Source organism: Roseomonas sp. TAS13 (genome assembly GCF_001950415.1).
In the GTDB taxonomy this organism is placed as follows: Bacteria; Pseudomonadota; Alphaproteobacteria; order Acetobacterales; family Acetobacteraceae; genus Roseomonas; species Roseomonas mucosa.
In genome coordinates this window covers 1-11,601 of the sequence record NZ_BDLP01000127.1, presented here as the reverse complement: position 1 = coordinate 11,601, position 11,601 = coordinate 1, and the positions used below count along the sequence as shown (strand labels likewise).

Sequence of the window (11,601 nt, the reverse complement as noted above, 5' to 3'; positions counted from 1 at the left end):
CGGCGACGGGGCCGATATCGGCCTCCCGCGCGCGGTCGAGGACGTGGACGATCATCGGCTTGCCGTGGATGTCGGCGAGCGGCTTGTCCGGCAGGCGGGTGGAGGCCATCCGGGCGGGGATCAGGACGAGCGGGCGCACGGGTTGTGAGACGGGCCTTGGACGATTAAGGTCCGGGCGCTTGTAATGGAGCCGGGGGGCAGGCGCAAACCAGGGCCTGAACGGGTTTCGCGCAGGCCGTCCGGTCGCATCCCCCCGGCCTTCCCGATGGAGGCCGTGCCGGGGGCGGGCCGGGAGGCCTGGCCGGGGCCCGGGGTGGGGATTGCGCCGCCGACGCGGCCCGCGCGGGCGCGGCAACAACGATAAAAGGGAACGACGGGGCGATGAGCCTGGAGGGGAACAAGGCGTTTGCGGCGATCCTGACGGCGGGCGTCGTCTTCGGAGTCGCCGGTTTCATCGGCAGTGTCGTCGTTTCCCCGCACCGGCTGGAGAAGCCTGCGATCCAGATCGGCGACGCGCCGGCCGAGGCCGGTGCCGCGGCGCCCGCACCCTATGAGGTGCCGCCCGTCGCGTCGCTGCTGGCCAATGCCAATGCGGAGACGGGCAAGACCCTGGTGCAGCGGCAATGCAGCGCCTGCCATGTCTTCGAGAACAACGGGCGCAACGGGGTGGGGCCGAACCTGTACGGCATCGTCGGGCGGCACCACGCGGTGGAGCCCGGGTTCAACTATTCCCCGGCGAACAAGGCGCTTGCCGACAAGGTCTGGGACTACGAGGCGATCAACCGCTTCATCTCGGCGCCGGCCAAGGCGATGCCGGGGACGCGCATGGCCTATGCCGGGCTGAGCAGCCCGCAGCAGCGGGCGGATGTGCTGGCCTATCTGCGGACGCTGTCGGACAACCCGCCTCCCCTCCCCACCCCCTGACGGTGCCCGACATGCCCGTGCTTCCCGAGAGCTTCGTCGCCGCCGCCCAGGCGGGGGCCGACCTGGCGGGGGCGGCGATCCGGCCGCTCTTCCGCTCGGCGCTGCTGGTGGAAGCCAAGGGCGACGCCAGCCCGGTGACCGAGGCGGACCGGCGGGCGGAGCTGGTGCTGCGCGAGCACCTGCTGGCGGAGTTTCCCGAGCATGGGGTGATCGGGGAGGAGCATGGCTCCGTGCGGCCCGAGGCCGAGTGGGTCTGGGTGCTGGACCCGATCGACGGGACGCGGGCCTTCGTCACCGGGCGGCCGCTGTTCGGCACGCTGATCGGGCTGCTGCACCGGGGCAGGCCGGTGCTGGGGGTGATCGACCAGCCGGCGACGGGGGAGCGCTGGACCGGGATCACGGGGCGGCGGACGGAGTTCCGCGGCGGCCTCGGCGGGACGGTGGGGTGCCGGGCCTGTCCGGCGCTGTCGGCGGCGGAGCTGGCGATGACCAGCCCCACGATCTTCCGGCCGGAGGAATACGCGGCGCGGGATGCGCTCTGCGGCGCCGTGCGGCGGGTGAGCTGGGGCGGGGACTGCTACAGCTATGGCCTGCTGGCGCTGGGGCTGATCGACGTGGTGGTGGATTCCACGATGAAGCCCTGGGACTGGGCGGCGCTGGTGCCCATCGTGGAGGGCGCGGGCGGGCGGATCACGGACTGGCACGGGCGGCCGCTGTCGCTGGAAGGCGACGGCACGGTGATTGCCGTGGGGGATGCGGCGCTGCTGTCGCAGGCGGGGCGCATCCTGGGTTCATCGCCCGGTTGATGCCGGCCCCGGCCCCATGGCGGGACCGGAGGGTGGCTGCGTTCAGGCTTCCCAGCGGCGGCGGGAGCGCATGCGGTCCACCGCCTTCTTCGCCTTTGCGTCGAGATGGGCCAGGAGCTCGTCCGGCGAGCGGCGCAGGCGGTTCAGCCCGTTGCGCAGCATCTGGCCGCCATTCTTCACGGCGTCGCTGAGGCTCTTCGTGGCAGGTTGTTCCTCGGCCATCGGGGCACTCCTATGATGTCTCCGCCGGGGCTCGGCGGCGGGTTCAGGGGGGTCGGGATGGTTGGCTGGCCCGGCGATGTCCCCTGGCGGGGGAATGGCGCCGTGCCAGGATGGAACATTGCAGTGCGGCATTCGGTTTCGGGGGCGGATGAAATTCCTCGCCACGCCGCCGGTGCCCGGCGGCGCCCCCCTCCCTGGAATCCCCTTTGGGGCGAATGACACGATATGCCATGCGGGGAGAGGTTGAGGGCGGGGCGGGAAAGCCGCATCTTCCCGCGATGTTCAGACGAGACCTGCTCGCCACCGCCCTGACGACCGCCGCCCTGCCGGGCCTGGGGTCACGTGCCGCCCTGGCCCAGGGCGCGGCGACCCCCTCCCCGGCCCCCGCCTCCGGCGCGGCGGTGCGGCGGGTGCATGGGCTGTCGCTGCTGGGCGATCCTTCGCTGCCGCCGGATTTCGCGCACTGGCCCTGGGTGAACCCCGAGGCGCCGAAAGGCGGCGAGATGGTGCGGACGGCGCTGGGTTCCTACGATTCCTTCAATCCCTTCATCCTGCGCGGCACGTCGGCGGTGGGGATCGGGCTGCTCTACGAGACGCTGCTGATGGACAGCTCGGACGAGGCCAGCGCCGCCTATGCGCATCTCGCGAAGCTGGTGGAGGTGCCGGCGGACAACCGCTGGGTGGCCTTCGAGCTGCGGGAGGAGGCGCGCTGGCATGACGGGAGGCCGCTGACGGCGGCGGACGTGGCCTGGACCTTCGCCACGATCATGGAGAAGGGGCATCCGCGCTTCCGTGCCTACTGGGCCGATGTGGCGGAGGCGGTGGCGGAGGGCGAGCGGCGGGTGGTCTTCCGCTTCCGCAACGCGGACAACCGCGAGCTGGCGCAGATCATCGGGCAGATGCCGGTGCTGCCGAAGCATTGGTGGGAAGGGCGGGATTTCGCGCAGCCTTCGCTGGAGGTGCCGCTGGGCTCGGGGCCGTACAAGGTGGAGCGCTTCGAGGCGGGGCGCAGCATGGTGCTGTCGCGGGTGAAGGACTATTGGGGCCGCGACCTGCCGACGATGAAGGGGCTGCAGAACTTCGACGTGCAGCGCTTCGAGTATTTCCGCGATCCCACGGTGGCCTTCGAGGGGTTCAAGGCGGGGCAGATCGACTTCCGGCAGGAGAACATCGCGCGTTCCTGGGCCACCGCCTATGATTTCCCCGCCGTGCAGCGGGGGCTGGTGAAGCGGGACGAGCTGCACCACGAGATGCCGGTGGGGATGCAGTGCTTCGCCATGAACCTGCGGCGGCCGATCTTCGCCGACCGGCGGACGCGGGAGGCGCTGGGGCTGGTCTTCGATTTCGAGTGGATGAACGCCAACCTGTTCTACAACTCCTACAAGCGTGCCTATTCCTATTTCAACAACACCGAGCTCGCCTGTTCCGGCCTGCCGGAGGGGCGTGAGCTGGAGATCCTGCAACCCTATCGCGACAGGCTGCCGGCGGAGCTGTTCACGCAGCCCTTCAAGATGCCGGTGACGGATGGCAGCGGCAACAACCGCGACAACCAGCGCCGCGCGCTGGATCTACTGCGGCAGGCGGGCTGGGTGGTGCGCGACCGGCAGATGGTGAACGCGCAGGGGCAGAAGCTGAGCTTCGAGATCCTGCTGAGCGACGCGACGCTGGAGCGTGTGGCCCTACCCTATGCGCAGTCGCTGCAACGGCTGGGGGTGGAGGCGAACGTGCGGACCATCGACCTGGCGCAGTACCAGGTGCGGATGGACCACTTCGACTATGACATGACGGTGGAGCTGTTCGGGCAGAGCCTTTCGCCCGGCAGCGAGCAGCGCGATTTCTGGGGCAGCGCCGCGGCGAAGCATGACGGCAGCCGCAACACGCTGGGCGTCGCCGACCCGGTGGTGGATGCGCTGGTGGAGCTGGTGGTGAACGCGCCGGACCGGAAGGAGCTGGTGACGCGCACCCATGCGCTGGACCGCGTGCTGCTGTGGAACTTCTACACGGTGCCTCATTATTTCAGTGATACGTTCCGCATCGCCTGGTGGGACCGTTTCGGACGGCCGCCGCGCAACCCGCGCTACAATATCGGCTTCGAGGGCTGGTGGATCGATCCCGCGCGGGACCGGGCACTGGCCGAGGCACGGCGCTCCCCGGCCTGAGCGGCACGGATGGCCGCCTATCTTCTCCGGCGCCTGATCCTGGTGGTCCCGACGCTGTTCGGGATCATCCTGATCAACTTCGCCGTGGTGCAGTTCGCCCCGGGCGGGCCGGTGGAGCAGATGATCGCCGAGTTGCGGCGCGGCGGCGGCGGTTCCATCGGGCGGCTGACCGAGGGGGGCGGGAATGCGGAGGTGCGGCCCGCCCAGCCGCAGGGCGGCGGCGAGGGATCGGGCTATCGTGGGGCACGGGGGCTGGACCCGGCGGTGGTGAAGGATATCGAGAAGGCCTTCGGCTTCGACAAGCCGGCGCCGGAGCGCTTCCTGGCGATGTTGAAGGACTACCTGCGCTTCGACTTCGGGCAGAGCCTGTTCCGCGGGCGGCCGGTGATCGAGCTGATCGGGGAGCGGCTGCCGGTTTCGGTGAGCCTGGGGCTGTGGTCCACGCTGATCATCTATCTGGTCTCCATCCCGCTCGGCATCCGCAAGGCGGTGCGGGACGGCACGGCGTTCGATGCCTGGACCTCCGGCGTGGTGCTGGTGGGCTATGCCATCCCGGGGTTCCTGTTTGCCATCCTGCTGGTGGTGGTCTTCGCCGGGGGGTCGTTCCTCCAGTGGTTCCCGTTGCGCGGGCTGGTCTCCTCGGGCTCGGAGAGCTGGCCCTTCTGGCAGCGGGCGCTGGACTATGCCTGGCACATGGTGCTGCCGACCGTGGCGCTGGTGGTGGGCGGCTTCGCCGGGCTGGTGATGCTGACCAAGAACTCCTTCATGGACGAGATCGGCAAGCAGTACGTGCTGACGGCCCGGGCCAAGGGGGCGGGCGAGCAGCGCGTGCTCTACGGCCATGTCTTCCGCAACGCCATGCTGCTGATCATTGCGGGCTTCCCCTCGGCCTTCATCGGCATCCTCTTCACCGGCGCGCTGCTGGTGGAGATCGTCTTCTCGCTCGACGGCCTCGGGCTGCTCGGCTTCGAATCCGCGATCCGGCGGGACTACCCGGTGATGTTCGGCACGCTCTACGTCTTCACGCTGCTCGGCCTCGTCATGCAGATCATCGGCGACTTCGCCTATACCCTCGTGGACCCGCGGATCGACTTCGAGGCCCGGCGTTGAGGGTGGGTGCCGCGCTCCGGGGGGAGGTGGAGCCTCGCCCCGGCCATGGGAGGCCGCCCCGGATGAGTCCCCTGAACCGGCGCCGCTGGGCGAATTTCCGGGCGAACCGGCGGGGCCATGTCTCGCTGTGGCTGTTCGGGGTGATCTTCGTGGTGACGCTGTTCGCCGAGGTGCTGGCGAACGACCGGCCGATCGTGGCACGGGTGGAGGGGCGGTGGTTCTTCCCGGTGGTCACGGATTATGCGGAGAGCGACATCCTGCCGGACGGCTTCCCGACCGATGCGGACTGGCACGACCCGGTGCTGGCGGCGGAGGTGGCGAAGCGCGGCTGGGCGGTATGGCCGCTGGTGCCGTACCGCTACGACACGGTGGTGCGGGACCTGGGGCGGCCGGCGCCTTCCCCGCCGGATGCGCGGCACTGGCTGGGGACGGACGACCAGGCGCGGGACGTGCTGGCGCGGGTGGTGTGGGGGTTCCGGATCTCGGTGCTGTTCGGCTTCGCGCTGACCTTCGCGGCCTCGGCGATCGGCGTCGCGGCGGGGGCGGTGCAGGGCTATTACGGCGGCTGGGTGGATCTGGGCTTCCAGCGCTTCATCGAGGTGTGGTCGGGGATGCCGCAGCTCTTCCTGCTGATCATCCTGTCCTCGGTGATCGAGCCGGGGTTCTGGACGCTGCTGCTCTTCCTGCTGCTCTTCTCCTGGATGAGCCTGACGGGGGTGGTGCGGGCGGAGTTCCTGCGCGGGCGGAACCTGGACTATGTGCGGGCGGCGAAGGCGCTGGGCGTGTCGGATGCGCGGGTGATGGCGCGGCATATCCTGCCCAATGCGATGGTGGCGACGCTGACTCTGCTGCCCTTCATCCTGTCGGGGAGTGTCACGGTGCTGGCGAGCCTGGACTTCCTGGGTTTCGGCCTGCCACCCGGTTCGCCCTCGCTGGGGGAGCTGGTGGCACAGGCGAAGAACAACCTCCAGGCGCCCTGGCTGGGGGCCACGGCCTTCGCCGTGCTGGGGGGCACGCTGACGCTGCTGATCTTCATCGGCGAGGCGGTGCGCGACGCCTTCGATCCGCGCAAGCTGCCGGGGGGGCGCGGATGAGGGCGGGGCTGATGGCCGTGAGCGAGGCCGCGAGCGAGCCCGTGCTGGCGGTGGAGAGCCTCCAGGTCGCCTTTCGCGGGGCGCCGGTGGTGCATGGCGTCTCCTTTGACGTACGGCCGGGGGAGACGGTGGCGCTGGTGGGGGAAAGCGGGTCGGGCAAGAGCGTGACGGCGCTGTCCTGCCTGCGGCTGCTGACCGTGGGGGGGAGCAATCCCTCGGGCCGGGTGCGGCTGGACGGGGTGGAGGTTCTGTCCGCGAAGGAGGGCGAGCTGCGGCGGCTGCGCGGCGGCGTGGCGGGGATGGTGTTCCAGGAGCCGATGACCTCGCTGAACCCGCTGCACAGCATCGGGCGGCAGGTGGCGGAGGCGATCACGCTGCACCGGCCGCTGCGCGGCGCGGCGTTGCAGGAGGAGGTGCGGCGGCTGCTGCGGCGGGCCGGGCTGGCGGCGCTGGAAAGCCGGCTGGACGCCTTTCCGCACCAGTTGTCGGGCGGGCAGCGGCAGCGCGTGATGATCGCGGTGGCACTGGCCAACGACCCGAAGCTGCTGATCGCGGACGAGCCGACCACGGCGCTGGACGTGACGGTGCAGGCGCAGATCCTGGACCTGCTGGACCAGCTCAAGCGCGAGAGCGGCATGGCGATGCTGCTGATCACCCATGACCTGGGCATCGTGCGGCGCCATGCCGACCGGGTGGTGGTGATGCAGAACGGCGTGGCGGTGGAGCAGGGCGAGACGGCCTCGGTGATCGCCGATCCGCGGCATCCCTATACGCGGATGCTGCTGAACGCGCAGCCGCATGGCGGGCCGGCGCCGGTCGCGGCGCGGGCGAGGATGGTGCTGGATGCGCGCGACATCCGCGTGCGCTTTCCGGTGCGGCGTGGGCTGATGCGGCGCGTGGTGTCGGAGGTGCGGGCGGTGGATGGCGTCTCGCTCGCCATCCGGCGCGGTGAGACGCTGGGCGTGGTGGGCGAGAGCGGATCCGGCAAGACGACGCTGGGGCTGACCGTGCTGCAACTGGAGCGCGGCGAGGGCTCGGTGCGGCTGGAGGGCGAGCGGATCGACGGGCTGGGGCGGCGCGCGCTGCAGCCGCTGCGGCGAAGCATGCAGGTGGTGTTCCAGGACCCCTTCGGCAGCCTATCGCCGCGCATGACGGTGGCGGACATCGTGGCCGAGGGTCTGGCGGTGCACGAGCCCGCCCTGTCGCGGGCGGAGCGCGAGGCACGGGTGGCGGATGTGCTGCGCGAGGTGGGGCTCGATCCCGGTTCGGCGCATCGCTATCCGCACGAGTTCTCGGGCGGGCAGCGGCAGCGCATCTCCATCGCGCGGGCGCTGGTGCTGCGGCCGAAGCTGGTGGTGCTGGACGAGCCGACCAGCGCGCTCGACGTCTCGGTGCAGGCGCAGGTGGTGGAGTTGCTGCGCGAGTTGCAGGCGAAGCATGGGCTCGCCTATCTCTTCATCAGCCATGACCTGCGCGTGGTGCGGGCCATGGCGCACCGCATCCTGGTGATGAAGGATGGGCGCGTGGTGGAAAGCGGCGAAACGGAGCAGGTGATGTCGGCGCCGCGCGAGGACTATACGCGCGTGCTGATGGCGGCGGCCTTCGAGACCTCCCGTGGAGGGCCGCTGGCCGTCCCCGGCGGGGATGAAGCTCCGGCTGTTCCCGGCTGATCCGTCCGGAAGGCTTTTCCGGGAAGCGTCGCGCCTTGCCGCTGGCTGCGGGGGGGGAACTCTGCTCTCCGGCGCGATCCGGCCGCGGCGAGAACCGGCGAAAATGGGTTCAGGGCCTGTAGGGTCCTGGCGGAAAGGCGGCGCATTCCTCCCGGGACAGCGCGGCGCCGGAACGGATCGAGCGTGGCGGGCGGGGAAAGCGCGGGCCGGGGTGTCCTGGCACGGAAGAGCTCCGGCGCGGGCGGCGGCGGTTGGCCGCCGGCCGCCGCCGGGGAAGTCTGACCTCAGGCCGCTACGTGACGCAGGCGGGGATCGGCCACCATCGGCTCGTTGGCCGGGTTGGCGGTGCCGGCTTCGCCGCGCGTCGCCTCGCCCATGATGGTGGACATCTCGCGCAGCAGCGACGTGCCTTTGGGTGTGCGCTGGACCAGCACGCTGCGGCGATCCTGCGGATCGGTCTTGCGGCGGGTCAGGTCGAGTTCGCCCAGACGGTCCAGCGCGCGGGTGATCGCCGGCTTGGACACGTTCAGCGTGGCGGCGAGACCGCGCACGGTATGCGGGCCGTCGGAGAGATAGGTGGTCAGGAAGACGCCGAGTTGCCGGGCCGAAAGGTCGGGGCCATCACGACGAACCAGTGCGACCACGGTGTCGCGCAGGATCTCTACGAGCTCATCTCCGCTGATCTTCGATGACATCAGTTTTTTCCATCCTTCTCTTCTTCTGGCAGCCCCGCACGGGTTCTGGACCCGCAACGGCCGGGACTGGTGATCGCGGCGCCGCAAGCGATGCCGCTTGTGGAACCGTCATGCCCTCATGTCGTTTCGCTTCCGGCATTTTCCCGCTGGGAGAGCCAATCGGCGATTCCGGCATGCAAGGCGCGAAGCGCCTGCGCTTCGCCACCTTCCGGGCGCCCGGGACGGCTGGCATCGTTCCAGGCATAGAGATCGACGTGCAGCCAGGGCGTTGCCGCCGGCACGAAGCGATTGAGAAACAACGCCGCGACCACTGCACCGGCCATGGGCCGCGAGGCGACGTTGTTGAGATCCGCGATGGTACTGTCCAACCACGAATCGTAACCGCGCCGCAATGGGAGATGCCACACAGCATCGTGATGCGCGTCGCCGGCCCGCTGCACGATGCGCGCCAGCGCGTCATCGTTGGAGAAGATCGCGGGCAGATCGGGGCCGAGAGCCACGCGCGCCGCGCCCGTCAGCGTTGCGCAATCCAGGATGATCGCGGGCGACTGCTCGGCGGCGAAGGCCAGCAGGTCGGCGAGGACGAGGCGGCCTTCGGCATCGGTGTTGCCGACCTCGACGGTGAGGCCCTTGCGCGTGCGCAGCACGTCCATCGGCCGGAAGGCTTCGCCGGAGATGCTGTTCTCCACGGCGCCGACAAGGACGAGGAGGCGCACCGGCAGGCGCGCGCGGATGATCTGCGCGGCGAGGCCGAGCACCACCGCGGCGCCGCCCATGTCCTTCTTCATCCGCAGCATGCCGGCGGAAGGCTTGAGGTCGAGGCCGCCGGTGTCGAAGCAGACGCCCTTGCCGCAGAGCGCGACGAGCGGGCCGTCCGCGGCACCCTCCCAGCGCAGGATGCCGACGGCGGGCGCGCGCGGGCTGCCGCCGCCAACGGCGGCCAGGGCGGGGAAGCCCTGCCGCAGCGCGTCGCCTTCCACCGTCTCGAAGGCCGCGCCCTCGGCCTCCGCCATGGCGCGGGCGGCGGCGAGGAGTTCGGCCGGACCGAGATCGGCGGCGGGGGTGTTGATCAGGTCGCGCACCCAGTGGATCAGCGCGGCGGTGCTGGCGGCCTCCCCTGCCCCGGGCGGGGTGACGAGGCGGGCGGGCTCGCGCTTCGCCGGCTTGAAGGCGGTGTAGGCATAGGCGCCCAGGCCCCAGCCCAGCGTGGCGGCGGCGGGGTCGGGCCCCTCGCCTTCCAGGTGCCAGGCGGTGCCTTCGGGGAGGTTCCGGGGCAGGTCGCCATAGCTCCAGGGCTCGGCGCGGGCAGCGGCGGGTGCATCGCCGAGGCCGAGCACGGCGCCGGAAAGCCCCTCTGGCCCGGGCAGCAGGGCGATCTGCCCGGCTTTGGCCTTGAAGCCGGAGGCGCGGAGAAAGGCTGCGGCGGCGGGGTCGAGCGTGGCGGCGAAAGCCTCCAGCCCTTCCTGCCCGGTGGCGTGCAGCGGCAGGCTGGCCTGGCTGTCGGTGGGCAGCAGGGCGGAAGGCCGGGAAAGAGGCGGTGGAATCATCATGCCACGAAACCGGACTGCTCCGCTCCTTGTTTGAGGTGCTGTGTGAGAACGGTTGTATCCGTCTCACGAATGACCTTCGCTCGTGAAGGGCAAATCGTGCAATTTCCGGCCACCCGCCGGTTATTTCACTCTCGGAAACACTGCGATACTTTGTAACGCGTTTCCCGAGCGTCCGGCGTGCCGGGAAATGGAATTCCGGCGCGGCCATGCTGGGCTACGGGATGGGATTCCAGGCATCGGGGGGCCGGGCGATTCGGATAATGGGCCAGGGGCGCTTCCGAGCCCCCGGCGGCGCGGGGTCGCGAGCCGTCTTTGCAGCCCGGGCGCGGGATGATAGGCGCCGGGGGTGATCCATCTCCTCCTCTGGTACTGGGGGCGGCGGGGCGGCGGGGCGCAGCACACGCTGAACCTGGCGCGGGCCCTGGCGCGGCGGCCCGATATCCGGCTCGGCCTGTCCCTGGCGGACCGGCTCGAGGCGCTGGACGCCTTCCGCACGCTGGATGCCGATCTGGAGGTGGTGCGGACCTTTCGTGGCGCACCGGGTGCCCTGGCCGGGCTGGCGCGGCTGCCCTCGATGCGCGGCGGGCTGGTGGCGCAGGCGCGGCGGATGCGGGCGGACCTTGTGCTGTCCGCCATGAACCATGTCTGGACGCCCTTCGTGGCCCCGGCCCTGCCCCGGGCGGGCATCGCCTATGTGCCCTCGGTGCACGATGCGCGGCCGCATCCGGGGGACCCTTCCCTGCTCTGGGACTGGCGGCTGCGGCAGGAGCTGGAGGCGGCGCGGGCGGCGGTGGTGTTCTCCGAGGCGGTGGAGCGGGAGGTGGCGGCGCTGCGGCCCGGCCTGCCGTTGCTGCGCCTGCCGCTCGGCGTGCCGGTGGAGGTGTCTCCGGGACCGGAGGCCCTGGCCGGGGGGGCCGTGCCGGGGCGGTTCCTCTTCTTCGGGCGGCTGCGGGCCTACAAGGGGCTGGACCTGTTGCGCGATGCCTTCCGCCTGCTGCGGGAGCGGCATCCGGAGGCGACGCTGCGCGTGGTGGGCGAGGGCGATGCGGAAGCCTGCGCGCCGGGGCTTGCCGCCCTGCCGGGCGTGGTGGTGGAGCCGCGCTGGGTGGCGGATGCGGAGATCCCGTCCCTGCTGCGGCAGGCCTGGGCGGTGGTGCTGCCCTATCGGGAGGCCAGCCAGTCCGGTGTGCTGTCGCAGGCCCTGGCGCTGGGCGTGCCGGTGGTGGCGACGCCGGTGGGCGGGCTGGCGGAACAGTTTGGCGCGGAGAGCGGGGTCGCGCCCCGGGCCGCCCCTGGCGTGGTGGCGGAGGCGGCGGAGGCCCCTGCCCTGGCGGCGGCCATGGCGCGGCTGCTGGAGCCGGGGGCGCGGGC

At 71.1% G+C, this 11,601-nt stretch carries 11 protein-coding genes; 7 read left to right on the top strand and 4 right to left on the bottom strand.

What is annotated here, in order from left to right:
- Positions 1-139 (bottom strand): cytidylyltransferase domain-containing protein (locus tag ROTAS13_RS11765; RefSeq protein ID WP_371329186.1); only part of this gene is annotated, 139 nt, incomplete at its 3' end.
- Positions 140-381: 242 nt separating this feature from the next.
- Between ROTAS13_RS11765 and ROTAS13_RS11760 the strand changes: the two genes are divergently transcribed.
- Positions 382-924: a cytochrome c family protein gene (locus ROTAS13_RS11760; protein ID WP_019462358.1), complete on the top strand. Its 543-nt coding sequence runs from the start codon at positions 382-384 to the stop codon at positions 922-924.
- Positions 925-935: 11 nt separating this feature from the next.
- Positions 936-1,730 carry an inositol monophosphatase family protein gene (locus ROTAS13_RS11755; protein WP_075822435.1) on the top strand — a complete coding sequence of 265 codons (795 nt, stop codon included), beginning with the start codon at positions 936-938 and terminating at the stop codon, positions 1,728-1,730.
- A gap of 42 nt (positions 1,731-1,772) precedes the next feature.
- Here the strand turns inward: ROTAS13_RS11755 and ROTAS13_RS11750 are convergent, their stop codons facing one another.
- Positions 1,773-1,952 carry a hypothetical protein gene (locus ROTAS13_RS11750; protein WP_019462360.1) on the bottom strand — a complete coding sequence of 60 codons (180 nt, stop codon included), beginning with the start codon at positions 1,950-1,952 and terminating at the stop codon, positions 1,773-1,775.
- Between the two features lie 278 nt (positions 1,953-2,230).
- Between ROTAS13_RS11750 and ROTAS13_RS11745 the strand changes: the two genes are divergently transcribed.
- The 4 genes from ROTAS13_RS11745 to ROTAS13_RS11730 all read left to right on the top strand — a co-directional run bounded on the left by ROTAS13_RS11745 (position 2,231) and on the right by ROTAS13_RS11730 (position 7,985).
- Positions 2,231-4,111, top strand: a complete 1,881-nt coding sequence (locus tag ROTAS13_RS11745; protein WP_075822434.1) for an extracellular solute-binding protein — start codon at positions 2,231-2,233, stop codon at positions 4,109-4,111.
- Between the two features lie 9 nt (positions 4,112-4,120).
- A complete protein-coding gene (locus ROTAS13_RS11740; RefSeq protein ID WP_027297275.1) occupies positions 4,121-5,221 on the top strand; it encodes a microcin C ABC transporter permease YejB in 1,101 nt (366 codons plus the stop codon).
- A gap of 62 nt (positions 5,222-5,283) precedes the next feature.
- The gene (locus ROTAS13_RS11735) at positions 5,284-6,315 is read left to right on the top strand and encodes an ABC transporter permease (protein WP_019462363.1); all 1,032 of its coding nucleotides are present in this window, start codon (positions 5,284-5,286) and stop codon (positions 6,313-6,315) included.
- Between the two features lie 11 nt (positions 6,316-6,326).
- Complete coding sequence (locus ROTAS13_RS11730; RefSeq protein ID WP_075822433.1) at positions 6,327-7,985, top strand: ABC transporter ATP-binding protein; 1,659 nt, start codon at positions 6,327-6,329, stop codon at positions 7,983-7,985.
- A 284-nt stretch (positions 7,986-8,269) separates the two neighbouring features.
- On the opposite strand, the gene ROTAS13_RS11725 is transcribed toward ROTAS13_RS11730, so the two are convergent.
- Together ROTAS13_RS11725 and ROTAS13_RS11720 are read right to left on the bottom strand one after the other, a co-directional pair.
- On the bottom strand, positions 8,270-8,680 hold the full coding sequence (locus ROTAS13_RS11725; protein WP_027297276.1) for a MarR family winged helix-turn-helix transcriptional regulator: 411 nt from the start codon (positions 8,678-8,680) through the stop codon (positions 8,270-8,272).
- A gap of 116 nt (positions 8,681-8,796) precedes the next feature.
- Positions 8,797-10,230 carry a M17 family metallopeptidase gene (locus ROTAS13_RS11720; RefSeq protein WP_075822432.1) on the bottom strand — a complete coding sequence of 478 codons (1,434 nt, stop codon included), beginning with the start codon at positions 10,228-10,230 and terminating at the stop codon, positions 8,797-8,799.
- Positions 10,231-10,576: 346 nt separating this feature from the next.
- Between ROTAS13_RS11720 and ROTAS13_RS11715 the strand changes: the two genes are divergently transcribed.
- The coding region (locus tag ROTAS13_RS11715; RefSeq protein WP_075822431.1) for a glycosyltransferase family 4 protein at positions 10,577-11,601 on the top strand (1,025 nt) is incomplete at its 3' end.